Source organism: Paenibacillus sp. FSL H8-0457, from assembly GCF_038051935.1.
GTDB classification, from domain to species: Bacteria; Bacillota; Bacilli; order Paenibacillales; family Paenibacillaceae; genus Paenibacillus_AQ; species Paenibacillus_AQ lautus_A.
In genome coordinates this window covers 6,874,786-6,893,215 of the sequence record NZ_CP150293.1, presented here as the reverse complement: position 1 = coordinate 6,893,215, position 18,430 = coordinate 6,874,786, and the positions used below count along the sequence as shown (strand labels likewise).

The window sequence follows — 18,430 nt, the reverse complement described above, 5'->3', positions numbered from 1 at the left end:
CATGCAATAAGCTAATTTTAATCATCGAATCGGAAATGAACAGGACAATTTAGAGCAACTGTATCAATACAGGGGGATAAGCGGGATGGAGACGAAGCACGAACAAATTGTTGCCCATATGATCCGCGAAGTGGAGAGGGGGCATATCCGATCAGGTCATAAGCTGCCATCGGTCAGAGCCTTGGCCAAAATGTTCTCCTGCAGTCCCAATACGGTCGTTCGTGCGTATCAGACCTTGGAGCGCGATGATGTCATCTACCCGGTGCCCAAGAGCGGTTACTATCTCGTGGAGGGGAGGAGCCCAGCCTCTGCGCGGACGGAAAGCGGGCCGATTGATTTCGCCTCAACGACGCCCCGGGGCGATTTTTTGCCGTTTCAGGAGATGGAGCACTGCCTGCGCAAGGCGATTTCCTTATACAAGGAGGAACTGTTCGGTTACACCGATCCACAGGGGATCTTTTCGTTAAGGAACGAACTGAGCAGGTATTTTCACGCGCAGCAAATGTTTGCTAAACCTGATCGAATCGCTGTGGTGACCGGGGCTCAGCAGGCCTTCTCGATTCTGACGCGCATGCCTTTCCCGGGTGAGGAGGGACGGGCGGCCCTGGTGGAGCAGCCGACGTATTTCGGTTTCTTGGCGGCGGCGCGCGTTGCAGGCTGTCCGGTGATCGGCATCCATCGGGATGAGCATGGTATCGACCTGGAGGTGCTGGAGTCTTATTTTCGCAGCGGACAGATCAAGCTGTTCTACACGGTGCCGCGATTCCTCAACCCGTTAGGCACCTCGTATTCGCTGGAGCAGAAGAGGCGTATCGCGGATCTCGCCCGGCAGTATGATGTCTATATCGTGGAGGACGATTATCTGGCGGACCTGGAGGAGGATTCGAAGGCGGACCCGTTGTACGCACTGGATCAGTCGGACCATGTCATCTATGTCAAAAGCTTCTCGAAGACGATCCTGCCAGGCATTCGAATGGGCGCCGTCCTTCTTCCGGATCGGCTGTTGGATCCATTTATTAGGCATAAAAACGCCGCAGACATATCGTCGCCGATCCTCTCCCAAGGCGCGCTTGAACTTTATATCAAGAGCGGCATGTACAATCGCCATGCAGCCCGCATCCGGGAGCATTACCGGGAGAAGATGCGCTATGCCATCGAGATATGTGCCCGTGTCTTCGGCAGCGGCATTCACTATACGTGCCCCTCCTCCGGCGTGTTCATCACCATCCGGCTGCCCCAGTATGTAAAGGCATCCGCACTTCAGGATCGCTTGCTGCAGAGAGGTATCTCGGTTACGAACGTGGATCGACATCTGCTGCCGGAGAATCAGCGCAATGACCGGATTCGGTTATGTATCATCGGGGTGGAGAAACCCCGGATCGAGGCAGGAATGATTGTGATCGAGGAGGAAATACGGCGTTTAGAGCGGCGGATGAGGTAGAAGGAATGGCGGATCAAGCTGGGCAGCAGCGTGAGGGGAATACTTGGAAAACCTTGCAGCACGGCTGCTTCCGAAATTAAGGATTATCATCGATTCCGTCATCGGGCAAAGACAAACCAAAAAACAGGGGACCTATAGGTCTCCTGTTTGTTTGCGAATCGGCACGAGGGTCCAATAGGTACCGCATCGCCACAACCATTCCAAAGGTCCGTATTGGAACCAACGCATCCACAGTTGGCTGGCTATGATCTGGAATATCACAATCCCCAGGGAAACGAGCGAGGACACGGCATAAGTCGTCGGTGTGGTGTTCAGCATGAAGCGCTGAATGCCTACCAGAAAGACGGTTTGCCCAATGTAGTTGGTAAGCGCCATGCGCCCGTATGCCTGTAACGGATACAGCATCTTCGCACCTACGCGGGTACGTCCAAGCATTAAGAGAGAGCTCAGATAAAATACGGATACGAGAGGGCCTGTCACCACCCCGATATGTGCCAGAGTGAAGGCGGCTTCCATGGTTGGTGACGGCGACTCGCCTGCTACCTCGAACAGAAACGATGGCATCGGCCCGGAAGGCGCTACCCACCACATGATACCGATGGCCAAAATCGTTCCTAACAGAGACGGTATCCAAATCATGCGCAACGAGCGTAATCTTAATCCCTTGTTGATCGCTTCAAGTAATCGATATTGGCCAGCAGCTAGACCTAATACGATCAGGAAAGGGATGGTGAGGAGTTTGACGCCCATAACGGCCGCCAGAACAAACCCCGCCAATCCGATGAGAAGGTTAACCCTCCGCGGAGCCCAGTAGAGAGGAACCGCAAGCAGGCCAACAACCGCATAATAGAATAATGCTTCCCCCGATTGATACTGCTGATGGATGAAGCCGATCAGCACCAGAATCGCTAACCGGCGAATATACAGCCGAAGTCTTGGCTTTCCGCCCATTGTAGCGCTTCGTGATAGAAACATGTAGAATCCAAGTCCGAACAGAAACGTGAAGATGGTATAAAATCGGGCTTCCACAAAAAAGTTAAGTCCTCGCTGGAGCCAATAATCAGCTGCCGTTTCGGGTGTGGCGATGAGCCAGAGCCCCAACACGTTGACAAATGGCAGTCCAAGGAGGGCAAATCCCCTGAATTGGTCCAATGAGTACAAGCGTGTCTTTTCAAGGGAAGGGCCATACCGAGTCGCGGCGTCGTGTTGTCCTGCATGCATGATCACACCATCATCCTGTTCACGGATTTAATATAACGGGCTCTGGCGATTAGGAAATAAATCATTTGGGCGACTAAGAATGCCGATGATGCTGCCATTACAGGTCCGTTTACATTCGGGACATCCAGGTAGCCTAGAATCGGGTCGAGCACGACCAAGGACTGCAGGGCTGCAACCAGGATGGGAATAAAGAACAGCACGGCAATCTGAATGGTTGCGGAGATGTTCATCTCTCTCGCGCTGAGTCCGATCTTGGACAGGGAACGGTACATCGCCTGATCGGCCGAAAGCTCCGTATGCAGTTTGAAATACAGGAAGCTTGCGGTTGAGATCGAGAAGATCAGGGCGACAAACACCCCGATAAAGCTGAATAACGAAAATCCCTGTTTATTGACGTAATAGTTCTCCGCCCTGGATTCTATATAGCCTTCGCTGATTGCACTTCCGTTCCACTCCGACAGCTCAAGGCCGAGCTTGGTTTCGGGATCATCCTTCTCGGGGAGTCCTTGGGAATCGGGAAGAATAAACGGATACGTATGATTCACACTGATTTTATTTGCTTTGTTCCCGCCCTTCAGCTCTTCAAACATGGTGTCCGTAACGACCAGCAACCTGCCGCTATATACCAGAGCCGCAATCCGGTCTGTGCGGTTCTCCAAGATGAAGGAGTAGGGTTGGCCGGATAGTTCGATATCTGCTTCCGTTAGCTTCCCTTTACTCTTCTTCGCTGCATTCGGGGTTTCCGCCAATAAGGCTTCATTCTCGCCGAGTGTCCCGGCCGGCTTGGTATTCAACATAGCAGCCAAACGGTCGTATTGGGATTGCGGCATGATGTGTAAGGAGTCCTCCCCATTCGCTGACAAGCGATAGTAGATGGTTCCGACCTCCGCCCGTTTATACTCCAGCCCTTCTATTTGCAGACGATTTTCAATCAGGGCCAATTCGTCCTGCACCTTAGTCTCGTCGTCATTGTTATAGTAGCTGTAGCTAAGCGCGTACGGGTTATCCAAATATACCGATTTGATCGATTGCTGCATGGCCAGTACGAATCCGGTGCTCATGGAAGCCAGCGCTACCACAACCGTGACCAGAAACAGCATGCGGGCATTATCCTTAATCTTGTAACTCATTTCGGAAATCCACAGCAGGTTTGTTCCTTTCCAGGTGGTCCTGCGATTTCGCTGCAGCATGCGGACAATCCACACGGATAGCTGGGAGTAGAAGAAATACGTGCCCATAATTCCGGTTGCCGCAGCGATTATCAATCCCGCAGGGTCTAACGCTTTGACACGAAGGACGGTAAAGCCGATGGTAAGCAGCACCACGCCCAAGAGGGCCAGGAACAGATTGGCTTTCGGTTCGGTTTTCGGTTTGCTGGTGCCTTTGAGAAGCTCCAGAACTTGATTCTTCCGGATAAATAACAAGGTAAAGAGCGAAATGACGAGAAACAGCGCAGCGAACGCACCTGCGGTCAGCAGCATCGCTTTGACCGGCCAATAGAATGGCAGCTCGTCCATATCGATCACCTTGGTGCTGATGAGCAGGAACACCTTGGATAACAGCATTCCGCTGGCGATGCCCGTTACGATGGCAATGGCGCCAATCAGAATGTTCTCCAGGAAAATCAGCCAATTGATCTGTTTGGCTTCCGCTCCCAGAATCGTCAGAATGCCGAATTCCCGATTTCTCGACTTCAGGAATACGCTGATCGAATACAGAACGAACAAGAAGGCAAACACATAGACGATCACCGTGGCAATCGTCATTCCCGTACGCGTCATCGCGCCCATGGGCGAATTCTCGATGGCCGGATGGTAGATGAATACCGCGTACGTAAAGAAAATCATGACCATGAATGAGCTGCTCAGCAGGTAAGCGAAGTATTGGCGAGCATTCCACCGGACGTTATTAAACGCGAATTGAGGAAAGCTCACTTGTATTCCCTCCCCAGAACGATAGCGTATCGATGATTTTTTGGAAAAAGGCCTGCCGGTTCTCTCCGCGGTGAATCTCGGCGGCAAGCTTGCCGTCTTTAATAAAAACGATGCGGTTGCAATAGCTTGCGGCCAGGGGATCATGCGTAACCAGCATTAACGTGGTACGATCCCGCTCATTGATCTCGGAGAGCGACTCCATCACGATCCGAGAGGAGTTGGAATCGAGCGCTCCCGTAGGCTCATCCGCAAGCAGTAACAGGGGCGAGCCGATGATCGCCCGGGCAATCGCGGTGCGCTGCCTTTGGCCCCCCGAAATTTCGTACACGCGTTTATTCAGAATTTCCCGGATACCAAGCCGCGAAGCGGTTTGCTGCAGCAGCGATTCCATGTCCTTTAGCGGACGGCGGTCCAGCGTAAGCGGGAGCACGATATTCTCGGCGACGGTTAATGTATCGAGCAGATTGAAATCCTGGAACACAAAGCCGAGCTGTCTGCGGCGGAAATGGGCAAGCTCGCTTTTTTTCATGGCGTAAGGATTGCTGCCCCCGATCTTGACCTCGCCCGAGCTGGGGCGATCGATGGTGGATACCATGTTCAGCAGGGTGGTTTTGCCGCTGCCGGATGGCCCCATGATGCCGACGAATTCTCCTTCTTTGATGGTGAGATGAATATCGGTAAGAGCTTGTGTCGCCACTTTGCCCGCATATACTTTGTTTAAAGCCTTTACTTCAAGAATATCCATAAATCCATAGGCTCCTTTCTATAACCTTGTTATTGTGCGAGTTCAAAAAGTCGGATTTTCAGCACCGAGAAGGTTGGATGAAACTAGGGAGTGAGGAGCGGAGCGTACGTTTTGGGTACGTGAGCACCGGAAGGCCCGGCTGAATTCAAGATTCGATGCCGAGTTACTTCTTGACTCCCTTCGTGTTAGATATAGAATTTATTCGTTATCAGCAGAGCTGATGAAATTCTATATCGCAAGAAAACCTACCTTTGAATCGCGGTCGCTCATCCTTGATTGGCCTCGATTGGTTTTCTTATCAAAAGGCGACTTTTTTGAACAACCTCTCAGTGTAGCCTAACTCTACCGCATACCGACATGCTCCTGCTATGGATTTAGGTGAAACGGAGCTTACATCTGCCATAAGGTTATGTTCGCATATTCTGTTCGTATCCTGAGATGCCGGCATGAAGTTTAAGCTTAACCGCCCCATGAAAATAAGGCACACCTATGAAAAAGATGTGCCTTGGATTGCTGCAGTGCGCAGCGTTAAGATAACGGTGGTTCCCTCACCGAGCGTGGATTCCAGTTCGACGGAATGGTCAAGCTTATGGGCGATTTCACGGACTAGATACAGGCCCATGCCGGTGGATTCATGATATTGCCGGCCGCGCTCACCGGTGAAGTAGGGATGGAATACCCGGTTGATGTCCTCCGGTGCAATGCCGATCCCCTCATCGCGGATACGAAGTTTGATGTGTTTCCCTGCTTCTTCTGCAGTGAATTGAATTTTCTTGCCGGGGCTGCCGGAGTAGTTCACGGCGTTCGTCAGAATTTGACCCAGCATAAATCGAAACCATTTGGCATCCGTGTAGACGGAGATCCGATCATCGATGCGAAACACCGGGGTAATCCCTTTGCGAATGAATAACTTTCGATTCTCCACGACGGATTCGCTGACCTCGGCACGGAGTCCGACGGCTTCTACCGCGAAGTCCTGCTCGAACCGGTCCAGGCGTGCGGTATAGAGCACCATTTCGAGGCCTTTGCGTATTCGTTCAAGCTCTTCCCGTATATGTTCGGCGGGTGCTTCTTCGACTTCATCGAGCGTTAATTGAATCACCGACAGCGGGGTCTTCATCTGATGAACCCAGCGGTTGACGAAGGCCAGATGCTGGTCGGTTCCGCTTTGATGCCGATGCAGCTGTTCCCGGTATAAGCGTTCATAATGGCTGATCCGCTCGTGGATCGCTTCCGGCAGCGGCGCATCGCCCAGAGGAGGATTGGAGAACTCCTCCGAAAGTTCCTGGCTGGAAAGCTCTTGATACATCGTGCGATGAGAGAGATACCGGTACACCAGATAGACCAGCAGCACGACGCTGCTCAACAGTACCCCGTATAGTACGACAGTAAAGGGTCTGCCTTCACCGGTAAGCCAGTACAGCAGGGGGACAAGCAGCATTTGAACGGCAAAAAACAGCATGAGCGGGAGGTGCTCCCTCAAAAAAAGTTTCATAGGGTCTCCTTGCCTGTCATGAACCGGTAGCCTGCTCCCCGGACGGTTTCGATGAGATCCCCGGCTCCGAGTTCACGAAGCTTGCGGCGAACCCTCGTAATATAAACATTCAACGTATTGTCGTCAATGAAGTGCTGATCTTCCCACATGAGGTCCAGGAGCCGTTCGCGGCTGACCACGCGGCCGTCTTTTTCCATGAGCATCGTCAGCAGGGCAGCTTCCTTCTGAGTTAACTCGGCCGACCGGTCTCCATAGGTCACGAGGAGTCGCTCGGGATACAGGAGGAGGCCGGCGCTTTCAACGGTAGGCTCCTCCTCCTGGCCGGAGGCATAGGCGCCGACCGCGCGGCGCAGGTGGCTGCGGACTTTGGCCAGGACAAGCTCCATGTCAAACGGCTTCGTAATATAATCATCGGCCCCGTTTTCGAGCGCCATGATCTGGTCCATGCCGCTGTCGCGTGCCGAGATGAAGATGATCGGGCAGTGGGATTGGGTGCGGATTTGCCGGCACCAGTAGAATCCGTCGTATTTCGGCAGATTGACGTCCAGCAGAACCAGATCCGGCTTCGTCTCCGCAAAAATGTCCATCACGCGGTTGAAATCTTCGATGATCCGTACGTTGAAATCATATTTGGAAATCGCCGATCTTAGTTTATCCGCGATCCGTTCATCATCTTCCACAATCAGAATGGTATACATGTCTTCAACTCCTTTAACCAAAGCAGGGACTTGCATTCACTATACCACACCCTTCTCGGAGATCCGTAAGCGTATGATAAGTACGGGTCATGAACCCTTGCCCAGGCCCATGCATAAGATGTAGTCACACAAAACCTGCTGCCTGGGAAAGGGCGTGGCTTCATATGGGAATTCATCTAACCGCGATTCACTGGGTTTACCTGGCGTTTATCGTATTGATCATGACGCTGTTGATCCGGCGGCGCGATACGACGCTGGTTTGCATTACCGGAATATTCGCGCTTGGCATTCTGGCAACGGAGACGCTGAGCGGCTCGGTCTCCGGCGTATTTAATTCATTTATCTACGCGACCAAAGAGCTGATGGGCACGATCATGATTATTTCCATTATCGTGGCGATGAGCCGGGTCTTGATCAAGACGGGGATCAACGAGACGATGGTGGCCCCGCTAACCCGTTTTCTCCGTACTCCGGCTATGGCTTACTGGGGCATCGGCATCATCATGATGGTCACCTCCTTTTTCTTCTGGCCGTCACCGGCGGTAGCGTTAATCGGGGCGGTCCTGCTTCCCGTTGCCATCCGGGTCGGCTTGCCTGCCCTAGGAGCAGCCGTGGCGATGAATCTGTTCGGGCACGGCATCGCGCTATCGGGAGATTATATCATTCAAGGCGCGCCTAAATTGACTGCCGATGCAGCCGGATTGCCTGTAGCCAGCGTCATGGCCGCGAGTGTGCCGCTCGTGATCGTGATGGGGCTGGTGACGACGGTGGCGGCATTTTGGATGATGAAGAGAGATCAGCGCAATGGCAGCTGGAGGGATGGATTGGTCTCCATCAAAAGCACGGGAGACGCGCTGACCACGCGTACCGATGAGGATGATACCGTTGCAGCCGTTTCTCCCGGCATGAAAAAATGGCTGGCCATCGCGATCCTGCTCCTGTTCGCGGCAGACGTCGCGGCCATGTTCATCTTGAAGCTGCAAGGCGGAGATGCGACGGCCCTGGTAGGCGGAACAGCCGTCCTGATCCTCGGCGTCATTGCGCTGGTCGCTCATCGCAACCGCGGTTTGGAGAAGGTCACCTCGTATTTGATTGAGGGCTTCATGTTCGGATTTAAGGTGTTCGGTCCCGTCATTCCCATTGCGGCTTTCTTCTATCTGGGGGATGCTGCGTTCAGCGATCTGTTCGGCAAAGTGCTTCCGGAAGCATCCCATGGGATCGTGAACGACCTGGGGGTTGCCCTTGCGAATGCAGTACCGCTGAACGGCGCCGTGGGTTCGGTGACGTTGACGATCACCGGTGCCATTACGGGTCTGGACGGTTCGGGCTTCTCCGGCATATCGCTCGCCGGCTCGATCGCGCAGTTGTTTGCCACGGCCATCGGCTCAGGGGCGGCTACCCTGACCGCGCTCGGCCAGGTTGCCGCCATCTGGGTAGGCGGCGGGACGCTCATTCCGTGGGCACTGATTCCGGCCGCCGCCATCTGCGGGGTCAGCCCGTTCGAACTGGCAAGACGGAATCTGAAGCCGGTGCTGCTGGGCCTTGCCGTTACCACGGTCGTAGCAATGTTTCTGGTGTAAGCCAAGGCAAAAGAGCGCTGACGGTATTGCGTCAGCGCTCTTTAATCCGTTGAGGAACCGAAGTCCGTGATCTTCATGTCGACTTCATACGTAATTGGGATATGGCTAAAGGTTTCATCCCAATCCTTCTCTACTTTTTTCCACAATTTTGGATATTTGATTCGGATCTGATCGGCAAAGCCCCCAACGTCTACATGATAGACATGCTGCATTTTATCCAGAACCTGTTCGATCTGTTTACGGGCTTCTTCTTCAAACAGTCGTTCCAACTCTCTCATATATTGCTCGGTTGTGGGAATCTCCGGAAAGCTCCAATCCTCAATTAATCTGCCTTCCGAACGGACCTTGATATGAAATGATATTTCGTCTCCCTGAACCTTGGGGATAATGGTGCTGTGGGAATTCTTGGGCTCATAAATAACGGTATGTCCGGTTTTATGCGCGTACGTTTTCAGCGCCCCTCCCTTCACGTCCTCCATGATCCAGGATAAGCCTTCCAGATCATACTGGCTCAGTTCCCCGATGAATTTTTTGGTATTGCCTTTGAATACGGCGGCACCCGAGAATTTATGCTCGCTTTGCGCGGTAACGACATTTTGCAGCAGGAAGCTTTCTCCCGATTGCATGGTGCTATCCAGCTTTATGAGTGACATCGGGGGAAGGATTTTGTTGGAACGATAGCGGTTATCCACAAGACCCATCAAGTAGAAAGCTGGGATCTCCCCGGGTTCGGTGGAGCTCAACGCTTCAAGTGCACTCCGGTGGCTCACCACTACCAGGCAGCTGGGGCGGATATCATTATCGCGGAGAATAAAATCAAGAATCTGCTCCAGGCTGTACCGTTTGGCGAGTTCGCTTGAGACGACGATGACCTTGAGATGATGGCCGATCAGCGGACGGTCTCTTCGCAGAGCAAACTGGCGGAAGATCTGAATAAGGGAATCTCCCGTTAATTGTTCATTCAGATAGGCTTTGCTGGGGGAAGACGAGCTGGATCCGCCTTGTTTCTCGCTCTTGCTCGTAATCGGGGGCACGATCTGGACCGTCGCCGTCAGCACTTTCCTTTTGGGGTAAGATGCCCCTTGTTGGTTGATCTCCCGTTCGAATCGGGATTCATTCGCTGCATCCAGTCCTAAACCTACATAGACGCTGACATCCTCGATCTCGTTGCTGCTCCAGCATCCGGTTGTCAGCAGCAGCAGGACGCTGGCCGTTACTATCGACACGCATCGTTTATATCTGTTCATTTCGGCTTCCTCCCTTTCTTGCGGGCCTTACTGATCAATAATAGGATGAGCGGCAGTCCTCCGAATAAATATATCGACATATAACCTACGGTATCTCCCAGCTTGAACGTCTCCGACACATCCTTCGGCACCATGGCGATCAGGAAGATCACCGGAAGCATGATGAAGAGGATGGGGCGTATATTCTTCTTCAGCAGCTGGGAGAGCCCTAGCGAGGCTGCGTAATGCGCGACCGTAAAGGTCGAGAATATTTGCATGATCCAGATGACAAGCAGCAGGGATTCAAAGCGCTCGAATATCAAGCCCTGCATCTCGAAACTCCGCATTAAGTCCAGCGTGGGCCAGGTTCTCTTCTGTACGCCGTGAATGGAGAGCCCGCCAATGACCATGATGACGGTGATCAAATAGATCACCATGGGAACCGTAATACCGACGAGCATAGCCTTGGTGCCTTTCTTGGGCGACTTCATGAACGCCATGGCAACAAACATGATCTCGTAACCGGTGAACGATAACAGCGAGGGTTTAATCCCTTTCAGCACGGGCATGATGCCCGAGCCAAGCACCGGCCTTAAATTTTTGACGTCGAATATGCTGCTGCTCAGCATAATTGCAATAATGAAGAACAACAGCGTAATGGGCAAAATGATCTCGTACATTCTGGCGATGCAGTTGATCCCTCCTGTGGTCAAATACAGACCGATCCACATAAACGTCATCACGATGATCCATACGGGTGTGCCCTCAAGCAGGTAGAGCCCCGTAACTTCCGCCATCACCCGGATTTCAAAAGCAGAAATGGTAATGAGATAAGCAATGACCAGCAAGCTCAACAGGAAGGCCACCCATTTACCAGTGATTTCGGGCACGAATTGAAAATAGGTTTTTCCCTGAAATCTGCGGCATAGCGTCACGACGATGAATCCGGCCAGCATGATGATCATGCCGGAGATTAGAATGGATATCCATACATCCGGGGTTTTGGCAGCCTCTACCGTCGTTCTCGGGAGTGTGAGAATACCGGCGCCCAGCATGTAGTTAATGATCATGACGGCAGCCTGGGAAGTGGTAATTTGGTCTTTGGTCTGTAAACTGGAGCTGCTCATGGTCCTCACCTCATTTCGCTTGGAATGATTAGTTTCGACGATCGGGATCCTGCGGTTTTAACAGTTGGGGGCGTTTCTTCATCACCTTCAAGGGGAAGCGGATGAGGAAATCCTTCAAGTCGTTGATACCGTAAGGCACCATGGGGCTTGCGTAAGGCACGCCAAAGCTCTTCAATCTGACCAGATGACTGCACAGCAAAAGGAAGAACATCACGACGCCGAACAAACCGAGCACTGCCGCAAAGAACATCGCGGTAAACCGGAGGACGCGCAGTGTAATGCCGGCACTGTAGACCGGGATCGTGAAGGAGGAGATCGCGGTTACAGCTACGACAATAACGAGAAACGGACTGACAATTCCGGCATTTACGGCAGCATCGCCAATAATCAGACCGCCCACGATGCCCATCGCAGGTCCAATGGGTTTCGGAAGCCGGATCCCGGCCTCCCGCAAAATTTCAATGGCGATCTCCATGATGAGCGCTTCGATGATCGAGGGAAAGGGCACGCCCTGCCTCGTCCCGATAATAGTCAACGCCAGCTTGGTGGGTATCAGCCCGGGATTAAACGAAATAAACGAAATGTACAGTGCGGGTGCCAGCAACGCCAGAAGGGCGGAGAGAAAGCGCAATAAGCGGACAAAGGAGCCCGAGATCCATCTCTCGTAATAGTCTTCAGGCGATTGGAGCAGCATGCTGAACGTGACCGGCACGATTAACGCGTAGGGCGTGCCGTCAAGAAGGATGGCTACCCGCCCCTCCAGCAAAGCGCCGATGACCCTGTCCGGTCTCTCGGTATTTTGGATTTGCTGAAAAGGACTCATGACGTTTTCTTCAATCAATTGCTCGATGTATCCCGATTCCAGCGGGTCGTCGATTTCGATTTTCCGGATGCGCGTAACGACTTCATCCACCAGATTGGGGTCGGCGATGTCCTTCATGTAGGCGACGACCAGATCTTTTTTTACCCGGTTTCCGACCTCGAATCGGGTGAGCTGAAGACTTTCATTTTTTCCATGAAGCCTAAGCAGGCCTGTATTGTCCGACAATCTTTCGGTAAATCCGATACGGGGACCTCGAAGAAGGGCTTCCGATAGAGGCTCTTCTACGTTTCGGCTTTTTCCCTTCGCCGACCCCACCAAAAAGGCTCCTTGCATTCCATCCACCAATAAACAGGGCGTGCCTGCAAGAACGGCTTGTACAAGGTCCAATAATTGACGAACATGCTTAATCTCACATACCGGCAGCATCTGGCTGCTGATGTAGGCTTTGATGGCATCGCTCGAATCATTAAAGTTGTCGTGCTCCGTTTCCGGAACCCCCTCCAGCATCAGGGGTCTTATAAGATGGGTGTCGATGAGGTCGCTATCCAGCAATCCGTCCACATATACGACGACCGCCCGCGTTCGCGTGCCCCGTATCGTAAATTCTCTGATTTCCACGTCCGCATTGTCACCGATCGCTTGGCAAACCGACGTGATATCCGTGTCGTAAAGTCCCGTTAGGGAAGCGTCTGGCGAAACGCTATCCTCCCTCACGGGTGAAGAGGGGATGTTAGGCTTTAGGGAAAAGCTTGAGTTGATTGACTTGTGAAACCATTTGGAGAACATCAGCATCACGACGGGGACAAAAAAGAGCAGAAAGGCTTGGAAAAATATCGTCCACTTCGGAATATAAGACGCAATGACGGACCACACCGATAATCACCCCGCAGTTTCTTAGCAATTGGGTCATAATGCGAATCATGTGTATTGTTACCCGAGGCGATCTTGAAAATTCCTGTATTTTCAATATTAGAGAAGGGGACCCACGGGTCTGCCTTCCAATGATGACGAATTGCGCTGGAAAACTGGATACGCAAAAAAAAGGCATCCCCCAGGCCGCTGACCTGATGGATGCCCTTATGATGCGAGTTAAGCTGAAGCTCTTACTTCTTCGATATCGAGAACGGCAGTTCCTCCGCACTGTAATGACGGTAGCTTGGAGCCAATCCAAGACGGAAATCGAGGGATTTGCCTGCCAGAATATCCTCATGCGTAATGTACAGTTTAGTGTAATCCTGTCCCTCCAATTGCACGTTCGCCACGAAATTGGACTGCGGATTGTTGTTGTCGGTATGAATCAACATCTGTTTGCCGTTTGGCAGCTCAATGCTCACGCTGTCGAACAGCGGGATGCCGAGCACATATTCATTGCTGCCCGGACATACCGGATAGAAGCCCATGGAGCTGAACACATACCAGCCGGACATGCTGCCGTTATCCTCGTCGCCCGGGAAGCCGTCAAAGCCGCTGTTGAACAGGTTCGACATCAGCTGTTTGAGGATCACCTGGGATGATGCGGGCTGCCCTACATAGTTGAACAGATAAGGAATATGGAAGCTCGGCTGGTTGGAAATCGCCAGCTGGCCATAATCGATGGCGGCCATCTCGCTCATCTCATGAATTTCAAAGCCGTAGCCCCGGACGTCGAAGTCTGGCGCTTTGTTGCACAATTCGGTAATTTTGTCGAAAAAGCGTTCTTTCGAACCATACGCTTCGATCAAGCCTTGGAAATCCTGGAATACGGCAAAGCTGGTTTGCCAAGCGCTTCCCTCGGCATAATCGAGTCCCCAGCTCGTGTCGTTGAAATTCGGACGGAACTGGCCGTTCTGATCTTTGGCCCGCATGAAGCCGGTCTCCGCATCAAAAATATTCTGATAGTTGAGCGCGCTTTGTCTGTACTGCGCGGCTATGTCCGACCGGCCCAACACATCGGCCACGCGGCTGATGCAGTAGTCGCTGTATGCGTAATCCAGCGTGTGGTTTACGCTCTCATGATAGCTGCTCGGAACGTAACCGTACTTGATGTAGTCCAGCGTTCCTTGACGTCCATAACAATTCTGTCCGCTCTGCGTGGTGGCTGCGGTCAGCATGGCCTCCAGCAGTTCCGGCAGCAGATGCTGGGCGAGTCCCTTAGCCGCCGCATCCGCGATGACCGCGTCAATAAGCGTGCCCGGCATCAGTCCGCGCTCATCCGGGGACAGCCATTTTGGCAGGAAGCCGGTCTCACGGTAAGAATTCAGGAAACCTTCAAGCATTTCCTCATATTCCTTCGGCGCGATGATGGAATAGAGCGGATATACGGTCTTGTAAGTATCCCAGAAGCCGTTATTGGTATAGAGCAAGCCCTTCTTGACGGATCGGGCCGTTGTGTCGTAATGAACCGGCTCCATATCGGCATCGAGCTCATAGAACTTCTGCGGGAACAAGAACATGCGGTAAAGGCAGGTATAGAAAGTGCGCATATATTCCTCGTTCGGGTGAGTGACCCGGATTTTGTTCAGGTAATGATTCCAGGCTTCCGCCGCCAATTCTTTCTGTTCGTCCAAGGTTGTGCCGAGCTCGCGCGTCAGATTAAGCTCCGCTTGCTCCTGGCTGATGAAAGAGGTCGCCAGCTTAACATCCAGCGTGCCCCTTTCACAGTCTTTGAAGCGAATGACGACATGCTGGTCCGCATTGACGAAAGCGACCTCCGGGAAGAACTGGCCTTCGGCGTCGTAGTAACCGGTCGCAGAGAGATCCACGTCCTTGCTGAAGCTCATGGCCACGTACATGCGGAATCCTTTATCGTGACAGTCTGCGAAGTTGCTGACATAGCCGGTGATTCGGCGCTGGGCAGCATCCACCCGAAATTCGCTTTGGTTATGGATGTTTAGCACGAGGCCAGCCTGCTGCCCGGAATTGTATTTGATGCGCAGCGACGCGCCATAGCAGCTCGGTACCAGCTCCGTGGTGATGTTGTAGCGCTGCTGCTTCACTTTGAGATAATGAGGCTTGAATATCGCTTCCTCCGGCCGATAGGAGCTTTGGCAGGTGAAGACGGAGCCCCTGATTTTGTCGTCTGCGATCGGAGTCATCAGGAAGTGGGCGAAGTCGCCCATCCACGGGCTCGGCTGGTGCGTCAAGCGAATGCCTTGGAAGATCCGGTCATTGGGGTTGAAGAACCAGCTTCCTTCGTTTTTGGTCTGCACGACATAGTGGTTCATACCGAACGGCACACCCGTGTAAGGGAGTGCATTCCCGTTGGAAAAGGTATATTGATTGTTGGTGCCCTGTCTGGTATCGACATAGTTCAACATGTAAAAGTCTCCTTTGTTATTGAGGAATAGGCGGATTATAACTTCTTCACGGTCTGGCGTTCCATGAGCCGAACGGGAATCACCACATTCTCAAGAGGGTGTTCCAGAGGGTGCTCTATGAGGGATATGAGGTTCCGTGCAGCCTGATATCCCATCTGTCCAAAATCCTGCGATATGGTGGTCAGCTTGGGTTCAACGAAGCTCGCGAGATGAATGTCGTCAAAACCGACCACGGAGAAATCGTCCGGAACGGACAAGCCCAACTCCTTGGCGATTTGAATGATCTCGATCGCAATGAGGTCATTCTCTGCCACAATCCCCGTAATTCCTTGGTTCACGACGGACTGAAGAAACTGAATATAGTATTCTCTGCCGTTGTCGTGGTCATGGGTTAAGTAACGGTCGGTCAAGTCATTGACGCTGTAATCGATCAGGCTGTAATCATACAGAGCCTTCAAGTAACCGAAATAACGCTCCCGGATGGAAGAGGAATTCTCTACCTTCAAGGAGGAGATAAAGGCGATTTTTTTGTGATTGTTCTCGATCAGATGTTTGGAGGCTTGGTATCCGCCGCCAAAGTTATCGGAGACGACCGACAGGAAGGGGATGCCTTCAATGCACTTGTCCATCGTCACAAGCGGGTACTTTGCCAGGTGATATTGATACAGAATCCCAAGGTCCGAGATGCTGCTGATCGGGTAGAGGATCAATCCGGAATAGGCGCTTTGAAGCGCAGACTCCAACAGCTTGCGCTGCCCGACAATCGTGTTGGACTGAATGTTCAAGCTATAGTCGGTCGTTGCGAGATATTCATTGATGCCTTTCTCGTAATCGCCGAGTCCCGGATTATGGGCGAACGGGAGAATCAGCAGAATCTCTTTGCCAGTCTTGCTCAATGGTCGGTGATCAGCCTTAGCGTCGCTTACGAAGCTCCCTTTGCCCTGGATCCGGTAAATCAGCTTGGCATTCTCCAGCTCGTTCAGCGCTCTCTTCGATGTAATCCGGCTGACCTTATATTCCTTGGAAATCTCGGCTTCGGTCGGAAGCTGGTCTCCAGCCTGAAGCTCTCCGGATTCAATCTTGGCTGTTAGAGCGTTGACGATATGTTGATATAGTGGAATTTGTTCCATATGAGATCACCTCGCTAAATTTGATATATCATTTTTCAGGAAGAATGTCAAAGTTTAAAGATGTATTTGAATAAGATGATACGGTTGTTATGGTTGAGCGGCTGGAGTGGGAATTCCCGATATGTGTCAGACGGGGTTATTAAAGTATGGTTGTTATTATAAGGATAGTCTCCCTGGTTATACTTCGGAATGAAACGTGCGCCGAGCCGCTAAATAGAGAAGATGAGCACTGAAATATCGATTAAATGATATGTCCTTTGATCAAAAATAAGGGATATTTGATATATCGAATATAAGCTGTATGTATTCAGCGGAGGACCTGCATCCGGCACATTTATTATTCCCGTAATCATGCTGACCCTTGGCATATTGCATCTTGGCAGCCTTGATGCTTGCTGGTATCAGCTTTATGTACATGATTTGACAGCTTATCATTTGAGTGATAAATTGACTGTGATTACGATAGAGGAGGTCAATGGAATCAATGAAGCAATTGGGATTTCATCAGGAGAACCGGTTAGCCATGCTGTCATGGATTCGGATCACCCGGTTTCAGCAGATCGGCAATCACATCTCGAATGAGTTTTTGCAGCCTTTCTGCATTACCGTTGCCCAATTCGACGTGCTGATCCAGGTCATGGCCCACCAACCTCTATCTCAGCAGGAGCTGGCCGAATACCTGTCCATCAGCGGCGGCGGCGTTTCCCACATGGTGAAACGGCTGGAGAAGCTGGGCCTGATTGTCCGCAAGCAGGATTGGAAGGTGAAGTACATCTCGCTAACCGAGAAGGGACAAGCCTTGCTGGAAGAAATTATCCCGCTGCTGTCGGATTTTCAAACCTCCATGTTTGATATTTTGGATGACCAAGAATTACAGCAGCTTTACAAGACCATGAGAAAGCTCCATCAGTATAACTTAAAGAAGAAGTCGGCAAACCCTCGGATTCGCGTCGAAGAAGAGTAGCGGAGAGGAACCATCACTGCTCTTATAGCGATACCCGGATGGGCGATCAGCCATGATAAGGAGTCCCCTTAAGAGCGGATTCCTTTTTTTGCGTGGAAGGGTACTCCCTCCTTAAGAATGAGACACAAATTTTGATATACAAGTCGGGAACAAACGTTCTATAATGGAAAGGGATGATTATGATCTGTACGGGAGGTTGTTATAGTTGAAGAAGAGCGCGCTGTTGGTCATTGATGTGCAGAATGAGATGTTTCAAGTAAATGATCCGGTGTACGAAGGAGATCGATTGCTCCATAATCTCAAGCAGCTGATCGCAAAAGCGAGAAGCGGCGGCATTCCTGTTATTTACATCCAGCATAATGACGAAGGGTTGAAGGCAGGTTCGGAGGCGTGGAAGATTAATCCTGAGATCACGCCTGCGATGTCGGATACCGTCATTCAGAAGACAAGACCGGATTCCTTCTACCATACGACGCTTGAGGAGGAATTGAAGAGGCAGGGCATCGAGCATGTAATCCTTGCGGGCATGCAAAGCGAATTATGCGTGGATACCACCTGCCGGAGAGCATCCAGTTTGGGCTATGATGTCACGCTGGTGTCCGATGCCCACAGCACCTGGAACAATTCGGCGTTAACGGCGCAGCAGATCATTGATCACGTGAATGCAACGCTAAGATGGTTTGCGGACATCAAGACAACGGAAGATGCCCTTTGTACAGAAGAAGCCGGCGCGTAAATGCCGGCTTTTTA

The 18,430-nt window shown here is 51.9% G+C and carries 14 protein-coding genes; 4 read left to right on the top strand and 10 right to left on the bottom strand.

From position 1 onward, the window contains the following. The first annotated feature begins 85 nt into the window (after positions 1-85). Entirely contained in the window at positions 86-1,441 is a 1,356-nt protein-coding gene (locus tag MHI43_RS31085; RefSeq protein WP_036659401.1) for a PLP-dependent aminotransferase family protein, read from the top strand. A gap of 132 nt (positions 1,442-1,573) precedes the next feature. Here the strand turns inward: MHI43_RS31085 and MHI43_RS31080 are convergent, their stop codons facing one another. From MHI43_RS31080 to MHI43_RS31060, 5 genes are all read right to left on the bottom strand, one after another. Beyond that, on the bottom strand, positions 1,574-2,662 hold the full coding sequence (locus MHI43_RS31080; RefSeq protein ID WP_051425263.1) for a DUF418 domain-containing protein: 1,089 nt from the start codon (positions 2,660-2,662) through the stop codon (positions 1,574-1,576). Between the two features lie 2 nt (positions 2,663-2,664). After that, positions 2,665-4,596 carry an ABC transporter permease gene (locus MHI43_RS31075; protein WP_036659400.1) on the bottom strand — a complete coding sequence of 644 codons (1,932 nt, stop codon included), beginning with the start codon at positions 4,594-4,596 and terminating at the stop codon, positions 2,665-2,667. Then, complete coding sequence (locus MHI43_RS31070) at positions 4,571-5,341, bottom strand: ABC transporter ATP-binding protein (RefSeq protein ID WP_036659399.1); 771 nt, start codon at positions 5,339-5,341, stop codon at positions 4,571-4,573. Before MHI43_RS31070 ends, MHI43_RS31075 begins: the two co-directional genes overlap by 26 nt. A gap of 487 nt (positions 5,342-5,828) precedes the next feature. Continuing rightward, positions 5,829-6,836 (bottom strand): sensor histidine kinase, encoded by a 1,008-nt coding sequence (locus tag MHI43_RS31065; protein WP_036659398.1) that lies wholly within the window; start codon positions 6,834-6,836, stop codon positions 5,829-5,831. Further along, positions 6,833-7,534, bottom strand: coding sequence for a response regulator transcription factor (locus tag MHI43_RS31060; protein WP_015737943.1), 702 nt, complete (start codon positions 7,532-7,534; stop codon positions 6,833-6,835). The genes MHI43_RS31065 and MHI43_RS31060 overlap by 4 nt, the downstream gene beginning before the upstream one ends. A 164-nt stretch (positions 7,535-7,698) precedes the next feature. On the opposite strand from MHI43_RS31060, the gene MHI43_RS31055 reads away from it, so the two are divergent. Next, positions 7,699-9,114, top strand: coding sequence for a hypothetical protein (locus MHI43_RS31055; RefSeq protein ID WP_015737942.1), 1,416 nt, complete (start codon positions 7,699-7,701; stop codon positions 9,112-9,114). Positions 9,115-9,155: 41 nt separating this feature from the next. Here the strand turns inward: MHI43_RS31055 and MHI43_RS31050 are convergent, their stop codons facing one another. The 5 genes from MHI43_RS31050 to MHI43_RS31030 form a co-directional block, all read right to left on the bottom strand. Then, the gene (locus tag MHI43_RS31050) at positions 9,156-10,361 is read right to left on the bottom strand and encodes a Ger(x)C family spore germination protein (RefSeq protein WP_036659397.1); all 1,206 of its coding nucleotides are present in this window, start codon (positions 10,359-10,361) and stop codon (positions 9,156-9,158) included. Further along, complete coding sequence (locus MHI43_RS31045) at positions 10,358-11,467, bottom strand: spore germination protein (RefSeq protein WP_036659396.1); 1,110 nt, start codon at positions 11,465-11,467, stop codon at positions 10,358-10,360. The genes MHI43_RS31050 and MHI43_RS31045 overlap by 4 nt, the downstream gene beginning before the upstream one ends. 28 nt (positions 11,468-11,495) lie before the next feature. Next, positions 11,496-13,163 carry a spore germination protein gene (locus MHI43_RS31040; RefSeq protein ID WP_036659393.1) on the bottom strand — a complete coding sequence of 556 codons (1,668 nt, stop codon included), beginning with the start codon at positions 13,161-13,163 and terminating at the stop codon, positions 11,496-11,498. Between the two features lie 230 nt (positions 13,164-13,393). Then, positions 13,394-15,586, bottom strand: coding sequence for a GH92 family glycosyl hydrolase (locus MHI43_RS31035; RefSeq protein ID WP_036659392.1), 2,193 nt, complete (start codon positions 15,584-15,586; stop codon positions 13,394-13,396). 35 nt (positions 15,587-15,621) lie between these two features. Then, positions 15,622-16,716, bottom strand: coding sequence for a GntR family transcriptional regulator (locus tag MHI43_RS31030; protein WP_015737937.1), 1,095 nt, complete (start codon positions 16,714-16,716; stop codon positions 15,622-15,624). Between the two features lie 484 nt (positions 16,717-17,200). On the opposite strand from MHI43_RS31030, the gene MHI43_RS31025 reads away from it, so the two are divergent. Both MHI43_RS31025 and MHI43_RS31020 read left to right on the top strand, forming a co-directional pair. Further along, positions 17,201-17,680: a MarR family transcriptional regulator gene (locus MHI43_RS31025; RefSeq protein ID WP_015737936.1), complete on the top strand. Its 480-nt coding sequence runs from the start codon at positions 17,201-17,203 to the stop codon at positions 17,678-17,680. Positions 17,681-17,885: 205 nt separating this feature from the next. Then, a complete protein-coding gene (locus MHI43_RS31020; protein WP_015737935.1) occupies positions 17,886-18,416 on the top strand; it encodes a cysteine hydrolase family protein in 531 nt (176 codons plus the stop codon). The last annotated feature ends 14 nt before the right edge of the window (positions 18,417-18,430 follow it).

Bases quoted from the DNA above. Each gene is read 5' to 3' on its own strand.
- MHI43_RS31085 (WP_036659401.1), top strand. From the start codon at position 86: ATGGAGACGAAGCACGAACAAATTGTTGCCCATATGATCCGCGAAGTG.
- MHI43_RS31080 (WP_051425263.1), bottom strand. From the start codon at position 2,662: ATGCATGCAGGACAACACGACGCCGCGACTCGGTATGGCCCTTCCCTT.
- MHI43_RS31070 (WP_036659399.1), bottom strand. From the start codon at position 5,341: ATGGATATTCTTGAAGTAAAGGCTTTAAACAAAGTATATGCGGGCAAA.
- MHI43_RS31065 (WP_036659398.1), bottom strand. From the start codon at position 6,836: ATGAAACTTTTTTTGAGGGAGCACCTCCCGCTCATGCTGTTTTTTGCC.
- MHI43_RS31060 (WP_015737943.1), bottom strand. From the start codon at position 7,534: ATGTATACCATTCTGATTGTGGAAGATGATGAACGGATCGCGGATAAA.
- MHI43_RS31055 (WP_015737942.1), top strand. From the start codon at position 7,699: ATGGGAATTCATCTAACCGCGATTCACTGGGTTTACCTGGCGTTTATC.
- MHI43_RS31050 (WP_036659397.1), bottom strand. From the start codon at position 10,361: ATGAACAGATATAAACGATGCGTGTCGATAGTAACGGCCAGCGTCCTG.
- MHI43_RS31045 (WP_036659396.1), bottom strand. From the start codon at position 11,467: ATGAGCAGCTCCAGTTTACAGACCAAAGACCAAATTACCACTTCCCAG.
- MHI43_RS31035 (WP_036659392.1), bottom strand. From the start codon at position 15,586: ATGTTGAACTATGTCGATACCAGACAGGGCACCAACAATCAATATACC.
- MHI43_RS31030 (WP_015737937.1), bottom strand. From the start codon at position 16,716: ATGGAACAAATTCCACTATATCAACATATCGTCAACGCTCTAACAGCC.
- MHI43_RS31025 (WP_015737936.1), top strand. From the start codon at position 17,201: ATGAAGCAATTGGGATTTCATCAGGAGAACCGGTTAGCCATGCTGTCA.